Origin of the sequence: Paenibacillus sp. USHLN196, from assembly GCF_037144955.1 — a bacterium.
GTDB lineage: Bacteria > Bacillota > Bacilli > Paenibacillales > Paenibacillaceae > Paenibacillus > Paenibacillus xylanexedens_C.
In genome coordinates this window covers 24308-50150 of record NZ_JBBCYH010000022.1, presented here as the reverse complement: position 1 = coordinate 50150, position 25843 = coordinate 24308, and the positions used below count along the sequence as shown (strand labels likewise).

21 protein-coding genes, 3 pseudogenes and 1 riboswitch are annotated in these 25843 nt (G+C 39.0%); of the genes and pseudogenes, 18 read left to right on the top strand and 6 right to left on the bottom strand.

The window, feature by feature from the left end:
* Positions 1-150 precede the first annotated feature (150 nt).
* Positions 151-284, top strand: a riboswitch (cyclic di-AMP (ydaO/yuaA leader).
* A gap of 5 nt (positions 285-289) precedes the next feature.
* Together WFI24_RS31425 and asnB are read left to right on the top strand one after the other, a co-directional pair.
* The gene (locus WFI24_RS31425) at positions 290-763 is read left to right on the top strand and encodes a C40 family peptidase (RefSeq protein WP_024631550.1); all 474 of its coding nucleotides are present in this window, start codon (positions 290-292) and stop codon (positions 761-763) included.
* 206 nt (positions 764-969) lie between these two features.
* Entirely contained in the window at positions 970-2865 is a 1896-nt protein-coding gene (asnB, locus tag WFI24_RS31420; protein WP_024631551.1) for an asparagine synthase (glutamine-hydrolyzing), read from the top strand.
* 294 nt (positions 2866-3159) lie between these two features.
* Here the strand turns inward: asnB and WFI24_RS31415 are convergent, their stop codons facing one another.
* Complete coding sequence (locus WFI24_RS31415) at positions 3160-4749, bottom strand: multicopper oxidase family protein (RefSeq protein ID WP_024631552.1); 1590 nt, start codon at positions 4747-4749, stop codon at positions 3160-3162.
* 149 nt (positions 4750-4898) lie between these two features.
* Between WFI24_RS31415 and WFI24_RS31410 the strand changes: the two genes are divergently transcribed.
* The 14 genes and pseudogenes from WFI24_RS31410 to WFI24_RS31350 all read left to right on the top strand — a co-directional run.
* Entirely contained in the window at positions 4899-5219 is a 321-nt protein-coding gene (locus WFI24_RS31410) for a metal-sensitive transcriptional regulator (RefSeq protein WP_024634433.1), read from the top strand.
* Positions 5220-5530: 311 nt separating this feature from the next.
* Positions 5531-5734: a cation transporter gene (locus WFI24_RS31405; protein WP_024634434.1), complete on the top strand. Its 204-nt coding sequence runs from the start codon at positions 5531-5533 to the stop codon at positions 5732-5734.
* A gap of 47 nt (positions 5735-5781) precedes the next feature.
* Positions 5782-6018 carry a glutaredoxin family protein gene (locus WFI24_RS31400; protein ID WP_024634435.1) on the top strand — a complete coding sequence of 79 codons (237 nt, stop codon included), beginning with the start codon at positions 5782-5784 and terminating at the stop codon, positions 6016-6018.
* A gap of 181 nt (positions 6019-6199) precedes the next feature.
* Positions 6200-6529 (top strand): four-helix bundle copper-binding protein, encoded by a 330-nt coding sequence (locus tag WFI24_RS31395; protein WP_081718281.1) that lies wholly within the window; start codon positions 6200-6202, stop codon positions 6527-6529.
* 256 nt (positions 6530-6785) lie between these two features.
* Entirely contained in the window at positions 6786-6983 is a 198-nt protein-coding gene (locus WFI24_RS31390) for a cation transporter (protein ID WP_336765735.1), read from the top strand.
* 19 nt (positions 6984-7002) lie between these two features.
* Positions 7003-9438 (top strand): heavy metal translocating P-type ATPase, encoded by a 2436-nt coding sequence (locus WFI24_RS31385; RefSeq protein WP_152532791.1) that lies wholly within the window; start codon positions 7003-7005, stop codon positions 9436-9438.
* A gap of 158 nt (positions 9439-9596) precedes the next feature.
* Complete coding sequence (locus WFI24_RS31380; protein ID WP_024634439.1) at positions 9597-10214, top strand: TVP38/TMEM64 family protein; 618 nt, start codon at positions 9597-9599, stop codon at positions 10212-10214.
* A gap of 167 nt (positions 10215-10381) precedes the next feature.
* Positions 10382-12370: a peptidoglycan D,D-transpeptidase FtsI family protein gene (locus WFI24_RS31375; protein WP_024634440.1), complete on the top strand. Its 1989-nt coding sequence runs from the start codon at positions 10382-10384 to the stop codon at positions 12368-12370.
* Between the two features lie 384 nt (positions 12371-12754).
* Positions 12755-13645, top strand: coding sequence for a multicopper oxidase family protein (locus WFI24_RS31370; RefSeq protein WP_024634441.1), 891 nt, complete (start codon positions 12755-12757; stop codon positions 13643-13645).
* A gap of 45 nt (positions 13646-13690) precedes the next feature.
* On the top strand, positions 13691-13984 hold the full coding sequence (locus WFI24_RS34630) for an S-Ena type endospore appendage (protein WP_442952320.1): 294 nt from the start codon (positions 13691-13693) through the stop codon (positions 13982-13984).
* A 378-nt stretch (positions 13985-14362) separates the two neighbouring features.
* Positions 14363-14458 (top strand): annotated as a pseudogene (locus WFI24_RS31365) (ArsR/SmtB family transcription factor); the annotation flags it as partial.
* Positions 14459-14536: 78 nt separating this feature from the next.
* Positions 14537-14719 (top strand): annotated as a pseudogene (locus WFI24_RS31360) (VOC family protein); the annotation flags it as partial.
* Positions 14720-14985: 266 nt separating this feature from the next.
* Complete coding sequence (gene xerS, locus WFI24_RS31355) at positions 14986-16071, top strand: tyrosine recombinase XerS (protein WP_024634443.1); 1086 nt, start codon at positions 14986-14988, stop codon at positions 16069-16071.
* A 1537-nt stretch (positions 16072-17608) separates the two neighbouring features.
* Positions 17609-18323 (top strand): annotated as a pseudogene (locus WFI24_RS31350) (cation:proton antiporter domain-containing protein); the annotation flags it as partial.
* A 545-nt stretch (positions 18324-18868) separates the two neighbouring features.
* Here WFI24_RS31350 and WFI24_RS31345 read toward each other — a convergent pair.
* The 4 genes from WFI24_RS31345 to WFI24_RS31330 form a co-directional block, all read right to left on the bottom strand.
* Positions 18869-19390 carry an NUDIX domain-containing protein gene (locus tag WFI24_RS31345; RefSeq protein ID WP_175395108.1) on the bottom strand — a complete coding sequence of 174 codons (522 nt, stop codon included), beginning with the start codon at positions 19388-19390 and terminating at the stop codon, positions 18869-18871.
* 3 nt (positions 19391-19393) lie between these two features.
* Positions 19394-21127 carry a ribonuclease J gene (locus WFI24_RS31340; RefSeq protein ID WP_281366023.1) on the bottom strand — a complete coding sequence of 578 codons (1734 nt, stop codon included), beginning with the start codon at positions 21125-21127 and terminating at the stop codon, positions 19394-19396.
* A 101-nt stretch (positions 21128-21228) separates the two neighbouring features.
* Entirely contained in the window at positions 21229-21648 is a 420-nt protein-coding gene (locus WFI24_RS31335) for a universal stress protein (protein ID WP_175395107.1), read from the bottom strand.
* Positions 21649-21664: 16 nt separating this feature from the next.
* Positions 21665-23128 carry a SulP family inorganic anion transporter gene (locus tag WFI24_RS31330; protein WP_175395106.1) on the bottom strand — a complete coding sequence of 488 codons (1464 nt, stop codon included), beginning with the start codon at positions 23126-23128 and terminating at the stop codon, positions 21665-21667.
* A 163-nt stretch (positions 23129-23291) separates the two neighbouring features.
* Here WFI24_RS31330 and WFI24_RS31325 point away from each other — a divergent pair, with 163 nt between their 5' ends.
* Positions 23292-23834 carry a recombinase family protein gene (locus WFI24_RS31325; protein ID WP_175395105.1) on the top strand — a complete coding sequence of 181 codons (543 nt, stop codon included), beginning with the start codon at positions 23292-23294 and terminating at the stop codon, positions 23832-23834.
* Positions 23835-23916: 82 nt separating this feature from the next.
* Here WFI24_RS31325 and WFI24_RS31320 read toward each other — a convergent pair whose 3' ends face one another.
* A complete protein-coding gene (locus WFI24_RS31320) occupies positions 23917-24456 on the bottom strand; it encodes a cupin domain-containing protein (RefSeq protein ID WP_175395104.1) in 540 nt (179 codons plus the stop codon).
* A 311-nt stretch (positions 24457-24767) separates the two neighbouring features.
* Here WFI24_RS31320 and WFI24_RS31315 point away from each other — a divergent pair, with 311 nt between their 5' ends.
* Positions 24768-25835: a flavin-containing monooxygenase gene (locus tag WFI24_RS31315; RefSeq protein WP_175395103.1), complete on the top strand. Its 1068-nt coding sequence runs from the start codon at positions 24768-24770 to the stop codon at positions 25833-25835.
* Positions 25836-25843 lie beyond the last annotated feature (8 nt).

Here is a 25843-nt window from a genome sequence, read left to right as displayed (position 1 = left end):
TGGTAAAAAAAAGAATTTGTCCTAAGAAGCGATCGTTCCCTGAATTTAACAGGGGACGGTCTTTTCATTTTTTGTAGAGTAAGATATATGAGAATTCTACATAAAATCCACACATTATAACAATATAATACTCTATAGGTTACAAACATTTAACTATTTTTGCCGAATTTCGTATTGAAAACGGGGGAACCATTTGTTGGGTGAATTATTCTTGCAAGATAAGAATATAGGGAGCCTTTAACCGAATCCTTAAGCTAACTCCGTAGGCATCTAAGGGAGGAACAAAAGTTTGAAAAAGGTCATTTTGTCGGTGCTTGGAGCAGCAGTTTTATTTACCTCCACAGCAACGGGAGCATTTGCTAGTCAGGCAAAACTAACTGAAGAAATAAAAGAAGTGGTTGGAACGCCCTACCTTTATGGTGGGACCACAACATCAGGTTTTGATTGTTCCGGTTTTATCCTTTATGTTTTTAATGCATTTAAACTAGATTTGCCGCGCACCTCTAGTATGCAAGCAACAAAGGGATCGTTTGTAGAAAAAGAAGAACTACGCCCAGGAGATCTCGTTTTCTTCAATACAAATGGTCGCAGCATTTCCCATGCGGGCATTTATGTAGGTAACAATCAATTTGCACATTCATCAAGCAGTAAAGGTGTTCGAATTAGTAGCTTATCTGAAAGTTATTATAAATCCAGATATGTTACAGCTCGCCGAGTGGTTAGCGAGCAGAACTATCTTAAAATGATTGACGACAGTCATTAAAAATATGGACAAGCCCGTGAGGAGACGGGTTTGTCCATTTTGTTTACAACTTGCCTCGAACATATAGAATCACTCCAATGAACTAATCCAGTAAATATATAGATAACTTAAAAGAACGTGATTTATGATATAGACAGTATTCTTACACAGATTCCACATACATGAAGGCTAAACTAATCTTATATCGATTAGAGGAGATTAGCCCAATGTGTGGATTTGTAAGTTTATATAACAAATATCATGTGCCAGTAGATGCAAACATTCTGCAACAGATGACGGACTCCATAGCTCATCGTGGCCCAGATGATGAAGGGATATATATCCATGATCATATCGGTCTGGGTTTTAGGAGACTAAGTATACTGGATATTGAGCACGGGGCACAGCCCATGACCAATGAGAACAAAGATATTTGGTTGGTATTCAATGGAGAGATTTATAATTATAAAGAGTTGAGGGATTGGTTGAGTCAGAAGGGGTATACATTTTATACAGATTCCGATACCGAAGTATTACTGAGGCTTTATGAGGACGTTGGAATTAAATGTGTCAACTATTTACGAGGCATGTTTGGGTTCACCATATGGGATCAAAGGAGTGATCTTTTATTTGCGGCACGGGATCATTTCGGAATCAAGCCTGTTTATTACAGTGAGACCGCCTCCGGATACATGATTGGCTCTGAAATTAAAACGTTGCTGGCTTCAGGTAGGATTGATAGGGAAGTGGATGAAAATGCTCTTTATCAGTATCTCACATTTCAATATGTACCTGAACCTCTAACGATGTTCAAAGAGATCCATAAACTGAAAGCAGGCCATTATTTGATTGTACAGAATAATGGAATGACCATCAGACCGTATTACGAAGTGAAGTTTGAGCCCCATGAAAGTAGGTCGTATTCCGATTTAGTAGAGGAAACACGATCAGTAATAACGGAATCTGTTCGTATTCATAAGAACTCAGATGTCCCTAGGGGAGCATTCTTATCGGGTGGTATTGATTCAAGCAGTTTAGTTGGTTTACTTCATCGCTTGGAGCCAACCCAAACATTCAGCGTTGGATTTGATATGCCGGGCTATAGTGAATTGGATGATGCTAGGAAGACAGCAGCCTATTTAGGGACTGAGCATCATGAAATTCGGATTAATGCCCGCGACTATATAGATATACTACCTTCTCTAATATGGCATATGGATGAGCCAGTAGCAGACCCATCAGCCGTGGGTCTCTACTTTGTATCGAAGTTGGCTAGTCAGCATGTTAAGATGGCATTTTCAGGTGAAGGTGCAGATGAATTTTTTGGTGGCTACAACATTTATCGGGAACCCTATGCTCTCCGCATGTTTCAGGGTCTTCCAGGTCCATGGAGAAGTCTTGCAGGACATCTTGGACGATTACTGCCTACCGGCATGAAAGGCAAAGGATTCTTGGAAAGAGGGAGTCTTATTCTGCAAGAACGTTACTTTGGAAATGCGAAGATTTTTATGGATCATGAAAAAAGTAAGGTATTAGCACCATGGTTATCGGAGCAGGGAGTATGTAAACCAACCCAGCAGGTGACTAAGCCACTTTATGAACAAGCGAAGTTATATGATGAAGTCACACAGATGCAGTATATTGATATTCATACGTGGCTACGTGGGAATATCCTAATGAAAGCAGACAAAATGTCGATGGCAAATTCCTTGGAACTTCGCGTTCCCTTTGTAGATACCAAAGTATTTGAATTAGCTGCTACCATCCCTACTAAGTATAAAGTTACACCCACAGCAACTAAATTATTACTCCGTGATGCTATGAAAGATGTGGTTCCACCTGATGTACAGCAACGAAAAAAATTAGGTTTTCCTGTCCCAACGAGAGTATGGTTAAAAAGTGAATGGTATTCATGGGCTAGGAATCTGATTATGACAGCAGACGTAGATCAATGGATCAATAAAACGTATGTATTGCAGCTACTTGAGATCCATAAGGAAGGGAAATTGGATGCAAGCCGTAAATTGTGGACCATTCTTGTATTTATCTTATGGCATCAAATATATATTGAAGATCGTGCGTATTCCTTTTCAGGTCCATCTTCCAATAGAATGATATTGTAATAAAAAAGTCAGTAACGTCGCCAATATAGTTCTGAAATATCGTCCCCTCGGATTAGAGTTCATTTTAATGAGTTCTCTATACCTGGGGGATTTTGGTATGCTAGCTAATAGAAGAGAATGATATGCATTTAAGCGCAACAGTATCGCTTTTTTACAATTAAGGTGTTTCTAAAAAAATGCGGCAACCAATCCTCGGTTACATTCCGGGAAAGATCGCCGCATTATAATTTCTTCTGTTTATCTTTTAACGTATTATTAGCAGATCTTAATAAAGAGTAAATCAATGCTACTTATTTATTCCGCTACGTTCTCCACACTCGGATCAGGTGTATAGTTACTTTCATAATCTGTATACATGACTTCCGTTACCATTCCCGCGGAAGCATGATGCAAGTCATGGCAATGGAACATCCAATTTCCAGGGTTATCGGCTTCAAAAGCAACAACATAAGTTTCCCCTGGTTTAACATTTAGTGTATCTTTTATGATCGTTGACCCCTGATAGGATTGACCATTTTTACTTAGCACTTGGAAAAACTGTCCATGGAGATGCATAGGATGGTCATCCGTTTTGGACTGATTCACAAAAGTAACTTTGACCTTGTCACCTTTCTGGACTTTTATGACATCTGTATCCGGAAATACCTTTCCGTTAATGGTGTACACCATTTCTCCATCTTTCATTTCCGTATTTAAATTCATTGTCACGTTTTGATCAAATATCTCATTCAACGAAAATAATGGATCTGACATGTTACCATACTTTTCGAAGTCAAACACAGGAAGCGTAGCTGAAGTATTGGAATTGTCATTTTGAACTTTTGAACCTTCGTATTGGATAACGGCTTTCATATTTTGTTTCGGCGATTCAATTCCATGTTCTTCAAGTAGCCAGGAGCCTGGATTATCAGCTGTAAATTCAATATCATAACGTTCTCCAGGAGCTATAGAAAGTAATTGATCTTTTATCATCTCGGGTTCATTTAGGGGCTGTCCATCCGACGCTATTACTTTAAAATTGTGGCCATGTAAGTGCATTTGATGACTGATGTATCCTGCATTAATTAAGCGAATTCTAACTTTATCGCCCTCTTTAACCATGAGTTTATCAATGGCAGTACCTGATTTCCCGTTTATCGTGTATAGGTCATACATGCTCATATCATGTCCGCCCATACCCGTAGTGTTCTCGTCCATGTTCATATCCGATCCGGACATATTCATTTCATTATGATTCATCTCTTTCATACCCATATTGTCGGAATCACTCGTATTCATGTCGCTGGAACTCATCCATTCATCTAACATGAGAGTATAGTCCCGGTCATAGTCATTTTTCAGTTCCTCAACAACAAGGGAACCGTACAAGCCTTTATCCACTTGGTTTACACTGTCTTGATGAGAATGATACCAATAGGTACCTGGTACATTAGCTTTGAACGTATACGTAAATGTTTTACCTGGTTCAACGGCATCTTGTGTAACGCCAGGAATGCCATCCATGTTATTCGGAACGGGGTAGCCGTGCCAATGAATGGAGACAGGCTGATTCAACTCATTTTTTAGATTGATTTTTACGTTGTCTCCAACCTTTACACGGATTTGAGGTCCGGGGACAGAATTGTTGAAAGTCCAAACAGGTAATATCTTACCTTTGGAAACTTCAAGATTGCTCTCTTGTGCGGTGATCGTAAATTCTTTGCCATTTACCACTGGAGTACTAGATGTGAATTTCACAGGACTGGAACCAGCCGAAGTAGGATTATTCGTGTTTGAATGATCCATTCCTTCCATTGCATTATTTTTAATCGCATTAGTACATCCCGTAGCGAGAATAGCTAAAGAACCAATTACGATAAACCTCTTTAAAAGCATCAATTTCATATTCTTTCCTCCACCGTTTTGTATTTGATTGGTAATAACGATAATAGTATAGAAAATATATGTAGAAATAATGTAGATGAATTTCATTTTGTATAGTATAGGGGGGCTATAGTATAATATAAGATAAAATAATGAGGAGTGATCGGAAAATGGGAGACCTAATTCAAGAGCATGAGTCATGCAACACGGAAGAACGCAGGAGCCATCATTCTGAGAAAACAAAGAATAATTTAATTAACCGACTTAACAGAATTGAAGGACAAGTTAGAGGGCTAAAAGGATTAATCGAAAAAGATACCTATTGTGATAATGTGCTGAATCAGATCTCTTCAGTCCAATCGGCTTTGAACGGTGTTGGAAAACTTTTGTTAGAGCATCACATGAAAAGCTGTGTAATTGAACGAATTCAGGAAGGTGAAAACGAAGTTATAGATGAATTGTTAGTGACCATAAATAAATTAATCAAATAGTGCTGTAAACAAAAGAGGGTTTGCAAAAACTCTTTTTTTGTTTACAGCTAAATACTTTGACAAATATAGTGAGGGGGGGTATGGTATTAATGAAGGAGGTGATGTACATTAAAAGTCATTCATTTGGACAATATAGGATGAAGTTAATGGTCCAATGACAAACAATCATTGAGGCCTAATGCTCCTATCCGCTGCAGGTGCACTTAATGGAGTCAACAAAGCATATTGAAGTAGTGAATGAATTAATCAAAAGAGTTCATGCCTCAATGAAATAACATATATTTAAACTCAATTAAAGGGGAGTATGAAAAATGGAAAATGTTACACTAAAAGTAAAAGGTATGTCATGTGGGCATTGTGTAAATTCAATTGAAGGTGCCTTAAATCAAATAGGCGTAGAAGGAAAAGTAATTCTCGCGGAAGGTAAGGTTGAAGTTAAATTTGACGAAACCAAACTAGAGTTTTCGGATATTAAAGAAGCAATTGAAAATCAAGGCTACGACATAGTCGAATAACATGATCTTCTTGAATCATTACTTCAAGTTAGAAGAAGGTGAAGCGTATGCATGTCGAGGTATTTACAACGCCAACTTGTGAAGATTGCAAAAATTTCAAAAAATTCTTAAATGATCATCAAATACCGTATACAGAGTTTAGTATAGCTGATCATCCAGAAAATGCTGTCCTTCTGCGCGAACGAACAGGTAAAAATTTGGTCCCTACAATTTTCATTGAAGGTAAAGTTTATTTCGGATTTGTCTTCAATCGTCAAGAAATTGAAAAAACACTTCTTGGATAAGAACCCTAAATGATATTTCGGTTCACTCCATCGATTGTGAAATGTGCACAGAATTATCCTCTTTCACACTCTAGAGTAGTAGATTATCTTCTGAAATGCCGCCATGAATAGAAATTTCTATATGGGGTAAATATAGAATAAGGGACTACCCTACTACTTTAGATACGAGAGGAGAATTATAATGTCACATCAAAAGTACAAAGAGTGTATTGAAGAGTGTTTAAAATGTATGGTTGCATGTAATCATTGTTATGTTTCTTGTTTAGATGAGGAGCATATTGGAATGATGAAAGAATGTATTCGCTTGGATCGTGAATGTGCGGATATCTGTGAATTTGCCGCTCATGCCATGTCGATCAATAGCAAATATGTTAAAGAGATATGTCTTGCTTGCGCAGACGCTTGTGAAGCTTGTGGGAACGAATGTAAAAAACATGATCATGAGCATTGTCAACAATGTGCAGAAGCGTGTTTTGCTTGTGCAAAAATGTGTCGTGAAATGGCCGCTTAATAAAAGAAATGTAGCACAGAAGGAGTTTTCTCAGAATCAGTTCATAAATTCTGAGAGAACTCCTTTTATTAAATTCCTAAGAAATAATTCGAATTTTGAAAAGGAAGAATAACATAATTACATATCAACAATAAAATGGGCTTAAAATTTTCGGGTATTGCGCTTGACAAAATATAGGGTAGGGGGGTATGCTTTATACATGAAGTGAAGTTAATATTACTGAAATAAAAATCTCATATATAAGGAGAAGTGAATTATGAAAAATGAAGTGTTAAATGTGAATGGCATGTCTTGTGTACATTGTGTCAACTCAATCGAAGGTGCTTTGAAATCGCTCGGTGTTCAAGGGAATGTTAATCTTGAAAATGGCACTGTTACCGTAGTATATGATGAAAATAAGGTGACTCTAGAGACCATTAAAGTGGCTATTGAAGAGCAAGGATATGAAGTCTAAAAGGTGAGGTGTATATATAGTGTCAACAATTGAAGAGAAAAAATCACAAACATCAATTCAACTCTCAGGTATGACTTGTGCTGCTTGTGCTTTAAAAATTGAGAAGGTTTTGAACAAGCTGGAAGGTGTATCAGAAGCTAACGTAAACTTTGCGATGGAAAAAGCGACAGTAACATATGACCCAAGTAAAGTCGACATCGGTAAGATGGAAGCAAGCATTGAGAAGCTTGGCTACAGTACAGTTAAGGAAGCCGTTGATTTGGAACTTTTCGGTATGACTTGTGCGGCTTGTGCCTTAAAAATCGAGAAGACTCTGAATAAGTTACCTGGCGTAAGCACGGCCACCGTAAATTTCGCCATGGAAGTTGCTCATGTCGAATATAATCCGGCAGATGTTTCTGTGACTGATATGCAAAAGAGAGTAGAGAAACTCGGCTATCAAGCTGTACCGAAACAGGAACAAAGCGACCCAGCTGAACGTCGACAAAAAGAATTATCAAAACAAAAAAGAAAACTTCTTATTTCTGCGATTTTATCGTTTCCCTTACTCTGGGCAATGGTAAGTCACTTTTCATTTACTTCGTGGGTATGGTTACCAGATCTCTTTATGAATCCATGGTTCCAATTGGCATTAGCAACGCCAGTTCAATTTTATATCGGAAGACCCTTCTATATTGGTGCATATAAAGCTTTACGCAATGGCAGTGCAAACATGGACGTTCTTGTTTCATTAGGGACCTCAGCTGCTTATTTTTACAGTCTGTATTTAACCATCGTTTGGGCAATTGAAGGCGGTAGCGTACATCATGGACCTGCGATGTACTATGAGACAAGTGCCGTGTTGATTACCTTAGTGGTTATGGGGAAACTGTTCGAATCCCTGGCAAAAGGACGTACGTCAGAAGCTATTAAATCCCTAATGGGACTTCAAGCCAAGACGGCGATAGTTGTCCGAGAAGATCAAGAATTGACCATTCCCGTGGAAGAAGTGATTGTAGGTGATGTTGTAATTGTTCGACCAGGGAGTAAAGTGCCTGTGGATGGGGAAGTTCTGGAAGGACTCTCGTCTGTGGATGAATCGATGCTTACTGGTGAAAGTCTCCCTGTAGAAAAAAAAGTGGGGGATGCTGTTATCGGAGCAACCATAAACAAAAACGGTGTGCTTCGAATGAAAGCAACAAAAATAGGTAAAGAAACAGCTCTTGCACAAATTATTAAAGTTGTCGAGGAAGCGCAAGGATCAAAAGCTCCTATTCAACGGGTAGCAGACGTCATCTCAGGGATTTTTGTGCCGATTGTTGTAGGAGTCGCTGTAGTGGCATTCTTGGTATGGTACTTCGGAGTAACACCGGGTGATTTTGCTGGTTCTTTAGAAAAAGCAATTGCCATTCTGGTTATTGCTTGTCCTTGTGCACTTGGGCTTGCTACACCAACCTCCATTATGGCTGGTTCTGGACGTGCAGCTGAACTTGGAATCTTGTTTAAAGGTGGAGAACATCTGGAACAGACCCATAAAATTGATGCAATTATTCTCGATAAAACAGGTACAGTAACAAAAGGTAAACCTGAACTTACCGATGTTTTGGTCGAGGGCGATGAAACAGAATTCCTTAAACTTGTGGGGGCAGCTGAGAAAAATTCAGAACATCCATTAGCTGAGGCTATAGTTGCGGGCATTATGGAAAGAAATATTGAACTGCTCAGAACAGAATCCTTTGAGGCCATTCCAGGCTTTGGAATCAAGGCTGTTGTGAGTGGTAAAGAGTTATTAATTGGTACACGTCGTCTAATGGATAAATTCGATGTAGAAGCAAAACAAGCTTACAACATGATGTCTACTTTAGAGGAATCCGGGAAAACAGCTATGCTTGTCGCTATTGATAAAGAGTATGCGGGGATGGTTGCTGTGGCAGATACCATTAAAGAAACCTCTCAGGCTGCTGTCAGCCGTTTGAAGGAGATGGGTATCCAGGTCATTATGATTACCGGGGACAACGAACGGACGGCAAAAGCGATTGCGGCTCAAGTTGGCATTGACCACGTCCTGGCTGAAGTTCTCCCTGAAGGTAAAGCGGAAGAAGTTAAAAAACTGCAAGCACAAGGTAAAAAGGTAGCGATGGTAGGAGATGGTATAAACGATGCTCCGGCCCTTGCTATGGCAGACATCGGAATGGCTATTGGTACAGGAACAGACGTTGCTATGGAAGCTGCTGATGTAACATTGATGCGTGGCGATCTTTCAAGTATCCCTGACGCTATTTATATGAGCCGTAAAACTATGGCTAACATTAAACAAAATTTATTTTGGGCACTCGGTTACAATACGCTGGGTATTCCAATAGCTGCGATCGGCCTTTTGGCTCCATGGGTAGCTGGTGCTGCAATGGCATTAAGTTCAGTATCTGTTGTTCTTAATGCACTTCGGCTACAACGTGTGAAAATTCGTAATTCTTAAAAACTGACGTGATAAAATCATTGTATAATATAACGATAGGGGTACGTTTGTGTTACATTATATAAAGTATCAGTAACAGGGGTACCCCTATGTGTACGTTAGAAAAAGATTGCCAAAACTCACTTGTAAACTAGAAATTCGTTCAGGAGAATGTTAGGTTGAAAAAATGGATTATATTCTGTATTAACCTGGTTGTATTTATGCTTGTTTTCATGAAGCGGGATTTATTGTATGCATGGATAGCTGGGGATAATACGGCTAGCTTACCTCTGATGTTTCTTGTAATTACTATTCTTGCTATGTTTCCTGTGATCCCGTTTGGCATTGTAGGTGGAGTGATCGGCGCTAAATATGGTGTAGTATTGGGCAGTACTATGAACGTGGCCATATCCACTTTAGCTGCGATTATTGTCTATCTATTGGCAAAATACTTACTTTATTCTTGGGGAAGAAGGATTACCCAGAGATTTACATCTCTAGATCAACTACATGCGATGAGTAGCCAGCGCCTGTTTTGGATGATTCTATCAGCTCGCATCATACCCATTTTACCAGCTGCGGCAATCAATATTTACGCAGGAGTATTCCATTTAAATTTTAAGATTTTCATACTCGCAACCTTATTAGGTAAAATCCCCGCAATGATGACCTTTGCCTATATAGGGCATGAAATATGGAATGAAGGAACACGACTAGTACAAGTCAGTTTGATGTATGCTTCATTTTTATTACTGGTTTTTATCGGCTATAGAATATATCTTCGATATAAAGAATAAATACAATTCAATAAGGTGACTAAAAAGGCTCTACGTCCTCGTAGAGCTTTTTTGGTTTGCCTTCAGCTATTTGAAATTTGGTTGTATTGATATAACAAAAAAACACACTTCCTTCAAATTTAAAATTTACACTGTTACTTAAGAACGACCAAGAGGAGTATTATCAGATGAACAATCATTACGATGCAGAAGAACCAAAACCAATCAGTTCTAAGTTTCGCATTAACTTTTTCTTTTTTGTATCCTTTGTCATTTTTTCAGTTATCATCATTCGTCTCGCTTATATGCAATTCGTAGAAGGCCCCGAGCTTAGCCGTTTACAAAGTGAAAGTGTCACCAGAACAAGTCCTTTGTTGCCCGTTCGTGGTTCCATTTATGATTCATCAGGTAAAATAAAATTGGCATATTCCGAGCCCATTCAGTCGTTATACATCACATTGTATAAAAATTATAGTCAACAGGAGGGGGGGCCTAAAAATCCCAATCGTGAGGAAGCTGGTCAATTTGCAGAAAAATTGTATGAAGTATTTCAGGAATTTAAAGATCCAGGGAGTAAAGAGTTCTCGGTAGATGATATTTTGAATGCGATGGATCTGGAATATCGACAGACCCAAGGTTATTCTCCGAGATTGATCAAGAGTGACCTATCTGATAGAGAAGTCGCTTACTTTCTTCAGAATAGAAATATCATTCCTGGATTGAGTGTAGTGGAAGAAAGCAAACGCAAATATGATAAGGATGGCGTGGCTGTTCAAGCTATTGGTTACATGAAAACATTCAAAACATCAAAGACACTAGCAAAATACAAAGAAATTGATCGTTTAAATCCAACTCAAACCAATCCTGGGCTTGTATACTCTGAGCTAGAAAATGTTGGTGTTGATGGTCTTGAACTTCAATATCAGGACGTGTTACGAGGACAAAGTGGTTTTAAAGAGATCCCCATTAATGCGTTAAATTTGCCTGAAGAGGGAGGAAACATGCTCCCTCCAGAAAAAGGATACGATATCATCTCGACCATCAACAAAAACGTACAAGTTCAAACAGAACAAGCTATAAAAGAACAGTTGAATTGGTTACAGCGGACTCCAGTTTCAGGAAAACTTCATACTAATGCAAAAACAGCTTTTGCTGTCGCAATGGAAGTAGATAGCGGTAATGTCGTGGCTATGGCAAGTATGCCTGATTATGATCCGAATGCGGAATGGGATTATGAAAAGATTAAGTACATCTATAGAAATGGTACAGTTGAATCCTTTCCTCCAAACGACACCGGAAAGCACCCAGAGTCAACCGTATTATTGGGGTCAACAATAAAACCATTAAGTGTTTTGATTGGCTTAAATGAAGGTTTTTTTGCTCCGAATTCAACATATCAGGATCGCGGATACGCGGAGTTTGGTAAAGATCGTACCAGAGTCAGAAACTCTTCAGGAAGCGTATATGGTCTTTTAAATCCAGAGACAGCAATCACGAAATCATCAAATGCTTTTATGATTGACATGATCGGTGAGCAGCTTTGGAACAAGTATAATGTGGAAGGTATTAAAGTATGGGACAGATATATGAAAGAATTCGGCTTAGGCGTGGATACTGGAGTGGATTTACCCAAAGAATTTAGAGGCAGAATTGAATATAACCAAGAAAATCAATCTGCACTCACAGGCTTGGCTTTTGCTTCATTTGGACAACAAGGCAAATATACAACAATGCAGCTCGCACAGTATACCGTGATGTTAGCGAATAAAGGACAACGTCTTGAACCACACCTGGTAAAAGAAATACGTGACTCTGAAGGTAATGTCGTTAAAAAAATTAAACCAAAAACACTAAATACAGCAAATTATGATGACAGATACTGGCGCACCATTCAACGTGGAATGTCTACCAATGTAGATGCCGCGTTCAGTGGGTTTCCCTATGATTTCGCGAGAAAGACAGGCACCTCTCAACAGACTATTTATATAAATGGTCAATCGATTAATGTTGAGAACGGCGTATTTATCGCCTTTGCACCTCGTAAGAATCCAAAACTGGCAGTAGCCGTGGTTGTACCTGAAGGGGGGTATGGATCAAGTAGCGCAGCACCCATTGCTCGTGAAATATTTGATGCCTATGATAGGGAATATGGACTGGGTAGCAATCCAGCAAAATGAGCCGTCAAATAAAAACAAAAATATTATTCAATTGATTTATAGTGACCATATGATAGCAAGAGTTGTTAGTAAGAACTGGGGGATAGGGCAGAATTCCGATTGTTGCACGCTTTTCTTGTTTGGACTTGAAAAGTGAAGAAGAAGTCACTTAGGGGATATCGTTTAGGCTCCTGCGACACAACACAGAAATAACTATATCGGAGAACAACAACCTAGGCTGAAAATCATAAATGTCCTTGGATGTACTAGCGAGCAAGCATTTGATATAAACTAAGGTTCATCTTAGACATAGTATTCGGCTATGGAAATAAAGTAATAGCACAAGCCTCGAATTTCATATATATCCTCCATTGTAAACAATTCCATTTGGGATGGAGGAGTACTATGGTTATCACACCGGATATCCCGGATCTTCCCTTTACCGTCGAAGAGGGAATGAAGTGCTTTGTGTTAGTTGCGGAGCCTGTAACGAGAGAACTATTGCCTGGAATAAAAATGAAGGGCTGGGGGTATAACGGTTTCATTCCGGGTCCAACTATACGAGTTAAACAAGGCGATTGGGTTAAGATCAGGGTTATAAACCATCTACCGGAGGCAACCAGTGTCCATTGGCATGGCCTGGATATCCCCAACTCTATGGACGGTGTTCCTGAAGTTGAACCAACACCCAAAATTAGACCAGGTGAATACTTTGATTATTGTTTTCAGATTATGAATGCACCGGGAACGCATATGTATCATACTCATCACAATACAGTTACTCAAGAATTAATGGGACTAGGGGGTGGATTTATAATAGAATCGGGATGTAATGACTATATTCATAGAGATTACTTCATCATGCTTCAGGAATTTCATCTTCAAGGCCTGCCTAAGGGTGAATTGAGGAAAGGAGATTACGATTTAGACCCCTTAACGGACAGTTTTAATTTTTTCACAATGAATGGGCGTTGTTTTCCATATTCTAATTCTTTACCAGTTAAATATGGCGAAAACATTCGTATTCGTCTTGGGAACATAGGAATGAATGCACATCCCATTCATCTTCATGGACATCAATTTCTTCTCACAGCTGCAGACGGTAATGAAATCTCAAGTTCCGCCAGATTACTTCGAAATACGATAGAAGTTTCGAGTGGAACGACATACGACTTACTCTTTTGCGCGAATAACCCAGGAACATGGCCCTTCCATTGCCATATGCCACATCATATATCCAATAACTTCACTAAACCAATTGGTGGAATGTTTAAGACAATTGTCTATGAGAAATAAGAAAAAAATGATAACCCAGTAAAGAAAGCGAATGGAGGGGCTAAAATCTCATTAAGTGGAGAAATATTTTTTGATCCAAAGACGGGATTAGAGAACCTTACGATCTGGTCCTCTATAAATAACAAAGAACTACATGCATCAATAACCATATATAATGATCAAAAGAATACAACCTCACTTTTAGTTCATATATTCTATAATGATGGTTCGTACATTTTTCCAGTATACCCCGGAAATTCAAGAGCATGTAGCTGTCAAAACATAACCCAAATAATTGTAGCACCTGAATCAGAAATTACGAATAACTGTAGTGGGAAATTTATTATGGAAATATTCTGACTACATTCAGCAGTTCTAATGGTAATTAAATGAAAAAATGAAAAGAGATCCTCAAACCTCTCGCTATGCACACATTGTGGCAGCAGACCGCAGATGGCGAGGGACAAGAACATATTCCCATTGAAGTCGCTATTTTAGCGGCTTTTTTATGTTATCGGTACAAGTTCTTGTCTCAAGGTAAGGACAAGAACTTGTACCGATTGCCGAAATGGACAAGGACAAGAACATATTCCGATTAGATGATCATCTAAATAATAAGCATATGTAGTTAAAACCTCAATAACACTTAGAGGTTCACCGAGTATCGGGAGAAGGCTGTTAGCATTTAAAAATTAAACTAACTCTCAAGAGTAATTAAAGCTTTTTCTGGACAAAATTCTTGAGTATGTGCAGGAATGTCTTGATCTACCCCAATCAACCGTATCTCAACATTTGCAGAAACTTCGCAGTGCCGGTGTTGTCGCTACAGAACGGATCCATTATGTGGTATTATTTGGATTGAAGATAAAGCTCTACGGAGGACGTACAAAATATGTAGGAAAGGGTGTAATTATGAAATTAAATCATCTGAACCTAACAGTTACTGATGTTCCTGCTGCTCGCGAGTTTTTAGAGACTTATTTTGGTATGAAATGTGAAGGTACGAGGGGAAACGCATTTGCAGTTATGTTTGATGATGAAGGCTTTATTCTCACTCTAAAGAAAGGTAAAAACGTACTCTATCCTAGTGACTTTTCATGCATCCATGGGTGGTACTTCTACTGCTGTCGCTGCGCCAAATATACCGGAATTTTGCTCCCCGCCGGAAATAATGTTTAATTTGATGTTAAATTTATCCTTGATTATCTTCCCAAACCAACCCGGCTGCTGGTATGGATATATATGGTATGGTAAGAACGATATCAAATAATCTCATATAATTACGTAAAATAATAATTTGACGAATAAAAATATTGAATTATAATATGTACAAAGTATCCTTTAGAAAAAAGGAGAATCCCATGGAAAAGCAAACAAAAATTAAATATTTAGAACGTATTGAAGAAAAACTTGATGATTTGCCCTGGTATGTTACAGAGTATATAGATAGCAGAAAAAGAAAATTATCACCAACCACCATGCTCAACTATTGCCATGATTATATAATTTTTTTTGACTGGCTAATTTCTGAGGGGCTTGTTAAATGTAGTCGTAAAGAAGTTGAGTTAAGTACACTGGAATCATTGACTATACGTGATGGGGAAAATTTTCTTTTCTTTTTGGAGAATCAACTAGGGAACTCTAAAAGTACTGTGAACAGAAAATTGGCTGCACTTAAATCATTGTTTAATTACTTACAGAATAAAGCTGAAACTTCTGAATTAGCTCCTTATATTAAGCGTAATCTGATGGCCAAGTTAGAATTAAATCCTGTTTTAAGCACAGCTCAGTCGAGTGCACAAAAAATCAGTGGTAAGATTCTGAAGCATGAGGAGTTCAATCTATTCAGACAATTTATTGCAAATGATTATGGTGAATTGATTAAAGGAAATAAGAGATTATATAACTATTTTTTATTTAATCGTGAGCGTGATACAGCCATCGCTTCTTTGATTCTGGGATCTGGATTGAGACTGTCCGAAGTGGTTGGCGCTAATATTGAAGATGTAGACTTGACTGAAAATTTACTACGAGTAGTCCGTAAAGGCGGTAAGGAGCAGTATGTTTACTTTAGTGATCTTGCATTATATGACATCAAAGAATATATAAAAATTAGAGATCAAAAGTATAAACCCAGCTCAAAAGAGATAGCCTTATTTATAGCTGCTCCTGTAGGAAGAAAAGGAGGCACACGAAGACTTACTCAAAGAGCCATAGAAAAGTTAGTTCAAAAATATGCTAATCTTTATGGTAAACCATCTTTAAATGTGCATGCATTGAGACATTCATTTGCAACTCGATATCATAAGGCTAACAATGATGTTCCAAAACTGAAAGATCAACTAGGTCATTCATCAGTACAGACAACGATGATATATACACATTTATCAGATGATGATTTGAAGAAAGCGGTTAATAAAATGGATTTAAATTTTTTTATGCAATAAACTTTAAGTTCAATTGTTAACTCAGTAGATCATTATTGAAGATAAAGTTATTGCATATTGGATGGATGCTATGATTTAAGCAATAACCTTATCTTCATTCATTTTTTGCTTGTGCAATAACCTTAAGTTCACTAATGCAGTAGGGTTAACTTCAACGGACAAGATCTCCAGAAAAATGTCGAGGGACAAGAACATAGACCCATTGAAGTCGCTATTTTAGCGGCTTTTTTATTTTATCGGTACAAGTTCGTGTCCCGAGCAAAAGACAAGAACTTGTACCGATTGCCGGAATGGACAAGAACATAGTCCGATTACCGATTAGATACACGTCTAAATAAAAAGAGAAATAATTAAAGTCTCAATAGTCAGTATAGTGCAGGACAGTTTTTTCATTTCTAATGGATCAAATGAATTGATTAGAGATAAATCACGGGCAGATAGGGTAAAGAAAGCGAAATATTGTTATCGGAACTAGCTTTTAGGACAAGAACTTGTACCGATTGCCGAAATGGACAAGAACATGATCTGATTACCGGTTAGATGGATATCTAAATAATCAGCGTATGCACTTAATACTTCATTAAGCTACATTAAACATGAAAATGTTCACGTTGTTTTGGGACAAAAGGCAAGATGTGAGAAGTAAATATGGGCGGCTTGGCATTAAAAACCGAAATCTTGGTTACTGGAATTTGCTTTTGGGGACAAGAACTTGTGCCAATTACCGGAATGGACAAGAACATAGTCCGATTGCCGATTAGGTATATATCTAAACATTTAACACACGCAGTTACAACTTCATTAAATACCTTAATACATAACAATTTTTATATTGTTAAAGGAAAACTGACACGATGAGAGGTTAAACACGGTCGGCTTGGCATTAAAAAAGAGAATTATCAGAATGAACTGGCAGTTGAGGACAAGAACTTGTACCGATTGCCGGAGTGGACAAGAACATAGTTCGATTACCGATTAGACATATTTCTAATAAAGTTTTCGCTCATCAATTCATTAGGCTAACAGGTAGATTAGTTAAACAAATGCAGAGAAAAGGAGGTGGTTCATAAAAATACAAACGACGGTTGCCTTTGAGCTATACTGTGGATCATAGCAAAGACGGCTGCCTACTGCAGAGGAAGAAAAATGACTCTTAGCATGCACAACGTTACAAGACCAAACAAGATGGTCTGATTATAGATCATTTCAAAGAAGATCCTTCAGTCAAGCTATTTGGACTATGGTGATGAAGTTGATTTCATTATTTCAGGCAAGATGCGTATGCAAGTAGAGTATTACTGAGGGGTTTCCCTTCTCAGTGATTATGTTTTTTTGTACATATTAAAAATCGACCATAATGCTTGTTTTTAGGCTTTTAATTAAAAATGCGTATACGGGGATTATCAAGGGTTATCATAAGTATTACAACTCTATTTCGTTGGTTTAAATGCTATATTGACCTAAGGTTTTAGGTCAATTATTATGTTCAGGAACGCGTTCAAGTTGTTTTACATGTTGTTGTTGAGGAGTAGGTGTAATGGAATTTATATGGTATTTGGCTTTAATAATTCTCAGTACAAAAATAGCAGGACATGTATCAGTGAAATTGGGGCAACCTTCTGTGCTCGGAAAACTGGTGGTCGGCATTATTTTAGGACCTGCAATTCTCGGGTGGATTGATAATAATGAATTCATTCATTACGTCTCGGAGATAGGTGTCTTATTACTTATGTTTATTGCTGGATTAGAAACAGATATAGACCAATTAAAGAAAAACTGGAGATCAGCAGTTGCCGTTGCTCTTGGTGGAATTATCTTACCTTTTGTAGGTGGATTTGGAGTAGCAGATCTATTTGGACTATCCACGAACTATGCACTTTTTATGGGGGTTTTATTCAGCGCAACATCTGTAAGCATTTCAGTACAAGTATTGAAGGATATGGATCGCTTAAGTTCAAGGGAAGGCACAACTATCCTTGGAGCTGCCGTAGTAGATGATATTTTAGTCGTTATCCTTTTGGCATTTATGATGAGTTTCTTGGGTACAGGTCAGGATGTATCTTTAGGACTCCTAGTAGGAAAGAAAGTGTTATTTTTTCATAGGCGTATTTGTTGCAGGGGTATTTATAGTTCCTCGCGTTATGAAGTGGCTCTCCACTCTTAAGGTAACAGAACCCATAATATCTATCGCACTCTTCATTTGCTTTGGATTTGCGTACTTTGCTGATTTGATGGGGATGGCCGGTATACTTCACTTCAGTTATTATAATGGTTATACTTACAACTTTAATAGCGCCACCAATGTTAAAGATGTTATTTAAGCCACGTAAGGAAACTGCTTCAAAAGAAGGCGGACTATAAGAGTAAACGGGGGCTGATTATCATATCTAAACTCTACTTGTTTTCTTACAAGCCTAAAAATGAAGGATGGACCGAGGAGTGTATTAACTTTCATCTTGAACATCTGTTTGAGGTCAAACATCTTCATGACAGAGTGTATTTAATTAAAACAGCTGATGATATTGATTTGTTAGATAAGTATTTTCTTGAGTGTCTACGTACACACGATAGTTATTTTTTGCTACAAATTAGTGAAATGCCTGTCACACATCGTCAGAATGGTCTTATATCTGAAGATGTAACTAGATGGCTTCAACTCTAAATAATTTTATCGGACTTTCATTAGATAGTTCGTTATAGACAGGTTAGTTTAATTTTATGGCCCCATGTTCTTGTCCTGGTTGAGGACATGAATGTGGGGCCATTACAAATTACATTGCGAATCTAATATTCTAATCTAAAAAATTAATTCGGATACAATCAACTCTAAAACAATCGTCTCTCTTTCAATGGAAAATCCCATGGAAGCCTCTTTATTCCTTATTACCTGCCGGTTATGCAAAATGGCCTGGTGAATGTCGACCCAAACGGCAGACATGCCATTATTCATCTCATAATCTTCGAGTTTGGCTTCTCCAAGCTGTTCATGAATGTTGCAAACATAGTAATAAGATAACATATGGATCAGATCATATTCGGGTTTGTAATGGGGACGATACTCTTCAATGTAGCCGAACTCGTTTGTCACCTCAACCTGGATAGCTCCGGTTTCTTCAGCAATTTCTCTTCTTAGCCCACTTAGTAGGTCCTCATCCGCTTCCACACCACCTCCGGGAAAACTGTAGTCGTTATATCTACGGGTATAGAGTAGAAGAATCTCAGAACCACGCATAATAATGCCACGTGCTGCTTTTCGTTCAAAAATCCGTCCATTTAGGGCGGGTGTATCGGGATGAATTAACTTTTGAATCATTCTCATTGTTTAGTCGTCCTTTACTTGAGTAGGATGTGAAACGCTATGAATGGAAGAGAAAATGACAGGAGTACGTTGTAATTGTGAGTAAAAGAAGTTCTGGAGTACTTCTGAGATCTTATGTTCCCAGATTTCACAGCGGGCTTCTTTTTTCTGCTCTAGTCCATATAGTGCGGATTTCAAATGTGATTCTGCTGTTTTCATTAGTTCATTAGCATCTCGTACATAGACAAACCCTCGGCTAATGAGGTCAGGCCCTGCTATCATTTGGCATGTCTCATTGTTTAAGACAAGTGCGACAATAAGTACGCCATCCTTAGCCAATCTATTGCGTTCATCAATGAGTTCAGGCTCATGACTTTCAACTTTACCACGTATCACAAATGACGATCCCGAAGGGAGATTTCTTCCTTTTCGAGCATGATATTTAGTAATGAGGAGAGGCTCTCCAATATTCAATACATATATTCTGTTGGAGGGTATTCCAACTTGCTCAGCTAGTTTTTGATGACTTACCAGCATTCGATATTCTCCATGGATCGGTATGAAATATTTCGGGCGCATGGTCCGTATCATCAGTTTTAAATCCTCACGTGATCCATGCCCGGAAGTATGAATGTCATACTCCGCTCCGTAGAGGACAGCGGCTCCAGAACGCATCAGCATATCTATGCTTCGATTGACTTGAATGATGTTACCAGGAATCGGAGAAGAAGAAAAGACAACTGTATCTCCTGGAAATATTTGAACGTGACGGTGGGAGCCGGCTGCAATACGGGTTAAAGCTGCATTAGGCTCTCCTTGACTACCCGTGCATAAAATGATGACTTGATGATGTGGAGTGGTGTGGATTTCCTTCATATCCATTAGCATACCTTGTGGTATATGAAGGTGTCCAAGTTCTTGACCAATGGAGAATATTTTTTCCATGCTGCGGCCCAGTATTAAAATTCTCCGATTACACTCCGAAGCAGCATGAATAACTTGTTGTAACCTGTGGACATTGGACGCAAAAGTCGCAAACAAAACTCGACCTTCACATTGCTGGATTAATTCCAAAACAGATTTACCCACTGTATGTTCTGAAAGAGACTGACCTTCGCGTTCACTGTTGGTACTATCAGACAGCAAAGCAAGCACACCTTTTTCACCTAATTGCATCATTTTATGAAGGTCCGCTGTCTTTCCTTCAGGTGTCATATCAAATTTGAAGTCACCTGTGTGCACAATAGAACCATAGGGTGTATCTACAACGATACCAAAAGCATCGGGTATGCTGTGTATTGTTCGGAAAAAATGAACAGAAAGATGCTGAAATGACACGCGTTCGTGATCCTGAATGATATGAAAATCCACTGAATTCGTTAACTTGTGCTCTTCCAACTTGGCTTTGACCAAGTCGATCGTTAGTGCACCGCCATAGATTGGAAAGGAAAGATGTTTGAGCAAGTAGGGGACAGCACCAATATGATCTTCATGTCCATGGGTAAGGAAAAGAGCTTTGATCTGTTGAGGCTTGTCCAGCAAATAACGTATATCAGGAATAATGTAATCTACACCATTCATATGGGCATCTGGGAATTTCAAACCTGCGTCAATCAAAATGATTTCATTTTTGTATTCGATCCCATACATGTTCTTTCCAATTTCCCCGAGACCTCCAAGCGCAAAAATACGTACAGCAGGAGGAAGATAGCGTGATGTTTTTTGTGGTTTTTGAGTCTTTAATTTGGAGTGTTCCAAGATATTCTCTCCTCCAGTCAACGTTTAAATGATCTAATTCCTTTTAGAAAAAGAAGCGAGACCTCTGCAATTGCAGAGGCCCCATGCTTCATATCCATCATCTATTTCACAATCATAACTGGACAATGAGCCCTCTTAACGACTTTATGACTCACACTTCCAAGTACGAATTCCTGTAAGGAGTTCAGTCCCCGACTTCCGATAATAAGCAGATCAACGCTGTTCTTATTCGCGTAATCAACAATCGTAGGACCAGGATCTCCATTTACGAAGGTAACTCGATAGTTCACATGTTTCTCTGTAAGTTCTTGCTGAACAGGCATAAGTTTCTGTTTACGTTTCAGTTCAATTTCCTCATGATTCTGAGAATGGAGAACTTCCTCTTTGACCTTGGACAGGTCTACAACAAACAGAATCTCAACTTCGACATCTGGAATCAATGATGCAATATAAGCGGCTTCTTTCGCTGCCCGAATGGCATTGTTAGAACCATCTGCAGCAAGTAGAATATGTTGATACATGTTCATCTCTCCTACCTTAATGTGATTTTAATTGTGCATTTGGATCTTGATACACCGCTAACTTATTTACGAGTTTTTCACTTGACGTATTCAGTCCTTTAATCTTAACTCGGTTATGATTCTCCCGATATCTAATGACTACTTTATCGACAGCCCCTACACCTGAGTCATCCCAAATATGTGCATTTGAAAAATCAATGACAATTTCCGAATCCGCAATCTCGAAGTCAAAAGATTCAATAAACCCTTCCACGGATGCAAAGAATAATTGACCCGTCACATCAAATCTTACGTTTTTCTCCGTGGAGAGATGCCTCACTTTAACCTTTGAGATTTTGGAAGCGAAGAATATCGCACTAAGAATGACGCCGACAATGACACCCAATGCAAGATTATCGGTCGCTACAACAACAATAACGGTGACTAGCATCACAAGTGCATCACTTTTAGGTGCTTTACGGAGATAAGAGAAGGAAGACCAGTCAAACGTTCCGACGGCTACCATGATCATGATCCCGGCGAGTACAGGCATAGGGATCTGAACAACGATACCGCCAAGTACAAGGATAAGGAACATGAGGAATACGCCTGCAACGAGTGTAGATAACCTTCCTCGCCCACCAGACTTGACGTTGATCACAGACTGTCCAATCATGGCGCAACCTGCCATCCCGCCGAAGAAACCGGTAATGACATTGGCAATTCCTTGTCCGCGAGCTTCTTTGTTTTTGTTACTGTTCGTTCCCGTCATATCATCCACGATGGAAGCCGTTAATAGAGATTCAACCAATCCGACAATAGCCAGAGAAATGGAATAAGGGAATATAATTTGCAATGTTTCGATATTAAAAGGAATATCGGGAATAAAGAATGAGGGAAGAGATTGTGTGATAATGCCTAACTCTCCAACTGTTCCTAAATTCAGGTTCCCCCAAATGGCAGCTGCGGTTAGAACCACAATGGCAATAAGAGGTGCTGGAATGGCTTTGAAGAATCGGGGTAAAACATATACAATAAGTAAGGTAACTCCAACGAAGATGTAGGTCAGCGTAGATATGCCTACAAAATGGGGAACTTGTGCCATGAATATCAGAATAGCGAGAGCATTCACAAAGCCGATCATGACAGCCCTCGGGATGAATTTCATGAGTTTCCCGATTTTGAATACGCCAAAAAGCAATTGGATAACCCCAGTAAGAATGGTGGCAGCCAGTAAATACTGAACGCCATGTTCCTTGACCAAAGGAACCATAAGTAAGGCCATGGCTCCAGTAGCAGCCGAAATCATCCCTGGTCGGCCACCAATAAATGAGATGATGACAGCAATACAAAACGATGCATACAGACCCACCATGGGATCTACACCAGCAATAATAGAAAATGCAATGGCTTCGGGGATGAGTGCCAATGCCACTACAATCCCGGCTAATATGTCCCCTCGAATATTAGAGAACCAATCTTTCTTAATCCGTTCAATCACGTGTACTTCCACTCCTTATCTTTTTTTATGACTCTTACTCGACTAAAAGTCATATCCGGTTGAAGTATATTGATCTTATCACAGGGAGTCCCAAAAAGGAACCATTTTGGTTCTTATTTTGTGTTATAATTTTATAATGTCAGTTGCAGTTAGGAGTTTTAACATGATTATTGGCTATATGAGACCTTCACAGGATGATCCGAGATGTCAAAATCAACACGAAATTTTAAAACGGAAATCCTGTGATCGAATATTGAAGGAAGAACATTCATCTGCAAAGCAAAGAACGCAGCTAAATGCCATGATGAACGAGCTCCAGGTAGGAGATGTCGTCGTTGTTACTCGATTGTTCTCCTTAGCTGACTCTACAAAACATCTTGTCGATCTGCTGAAGGAATTTCAAAAGCGAGAGGCCCATCTGTATTCTCTGAATGAAAATTTGAATACACAGGACAGTTCTGGTCGTATTTTTCTGGAGCATGTGAAGGCTTTACTTGACTTCCAAGGAGATTTAAGCAGTGAAAGCACGAAAAAAGGAATGGATGAAGCGAAGGAAAAGGGGACGAAGTTAGGTCGTCCTCGTAAATTGGATGGGAACGTAATGAAGGCGATACAAATGTATGAAAGTAAAGAGTACAGTCTTGCTGAAATTCGTGAAGAAACAGGTATTAGCAAAACAACGCTGTATCGATACCTCGATAAGTAATTAAATTAAGAAATAGCCTGATTTTTCTCCACGACGATGAAGAGAAATCAGGCTTTTGTAAATTGCATTAGAATACGATCAACTAACTTTCAGAAGACATGGCAATGGCTTTTGTTCCATGCACTGTCCCATAAGGATGCTCAGGCGGTGCATAGATCACGTACACTTTAAGAGGTATACTGCCTGTGTTGGTGATATTGTGCCATTTTCCAGCAGGCACCATAACGGCATAGTCCTCACAGGCCATCGTTTGAAAATTCAATTTGTCTTTCTCGTCTCCCATTTGCACAAGTCCCTGACCTTCTTCAATCCGTATGAATTGATCGGTTGTCGGGTGGACTTCCAGACCGATATCTTCGCCAACACGGATACTCATCAGAGTCACTTGAAAGTGCTTTCCTGTCCATAGAGCCGTACGATAATTTTGATTATACTTTGTAGCTTGATCAATATTGATTACAAGTGGTTGTTGTCCATAATCTCTTAATTCTATATTTCCACCAGGGTGACTAAGGTTCACATTTCCATGGCAATACGGAGGGGTGAGGACCTGTCCGTTGTTATTCCGGATGTTAGGCACTGGATTATGCCATTGATTTCGATTTGATAATTTAGGGTACATAGTCATTCTCCTTCTTTGGTGAAATATCTACTCACACCCTATGCAGCCGCCTATAGAAAGGTATACAACATTTGCAATAATGGGCATAAGCCTACATGTTTACATTGGTTTTATGACGTGGAGCGTTTACGTAAGTAAACGTTATAATTTTTTTACCGAGCGTTTTAATGAACACTTCCAGGGTAGCTTTTTAGATGAGATAACTAGTCATCGAAGAAATATACTTGCAATTTGCAAATAAACAATTATACTAAACGAGTACATACCTTGTAAGAATGAATCACTCTAATTATATTTGAAGGAGATGTGTTATGGAGCCAATCTGGGATGTCATTGTTATTGGTGGAGGTCAGGCAGGACTTGCTTCCGGTTATCATTTAAAAAAGAAAAGGCTGTCTTTTTTGATTTTGGAGGCAGGAGGAGCAGCGGTAGGGGCGTGGCCACAGTATTACGATAATTTGAAGTTATTCTCACCGGCCAAGTACTCGTCTCTGCCGGGGCTTTCGATAGATTCTCCAGGGGATCGATACCCACAACGTGATGAAGTTATTCAATACTTGAAGGACTATGCTTCTCATTTTGGATTGCCTTTGGTTTATAACAGCCATGTAGATCAAGTATCCAAAGAATCCGGGGTTTTTACAGTAACAACTTCAAGTGGAGAGAAATACGTGGCTCGCAATCTGATTTTGGCAACTGGATCGTTTAGTAGACCCTATACCCCTTCGATTCCAAACCATGAACAATTTGAGGGAGAAATCTTACATTCCGCGACGTATCGAACACCGGCCCCTTTTCATAATCAATCGGTCATTGTTGTAGGGAGAGGAAATTCCGCGGTTCAGATTGCGATGGAACTATCCGAAGTAGCTGAAACAACACTTGCTGTGAGAGAACCAGTAGCACTAATCCCGCAGCGTCTCTTGGGCCAGGATATTCACTTCTGGTTTAAGCTAACGGGGATCGATTCGTTTTGGAAATTTGGGAAGTCATTTGCAAACGGGTCATCCGTTCTGGATTTGGATGGATATAAGCAGCGGCTTAAAGCGGGGAACCCGAAACAAAAGAAAATGTTCACCGCATTTTATGACAGAGGTGTGATCTGGTCTGATGGAACACAAGAAGAGGTCCAAACCGTCATTTTCGCGACAGGATATCGTTCCAACGTTTCTTATATTGATGCATTAGGTGGACTGGATGGTCAAGGCGAACCCGAGCAAAAGAACGGGATTAGCAAGACAATCCCCGGACTTTATTTTGTAGGCTTGTCTGGACAGCGCTCCTTTGCATCAGCAACTCTTCGGGGTGTGGGGCCAGATGCTGAGTATGTCGTTAAGCATATCCAAAACAATTTAGAAAAGCAGAATAATTTAAAATAGTTGCAATA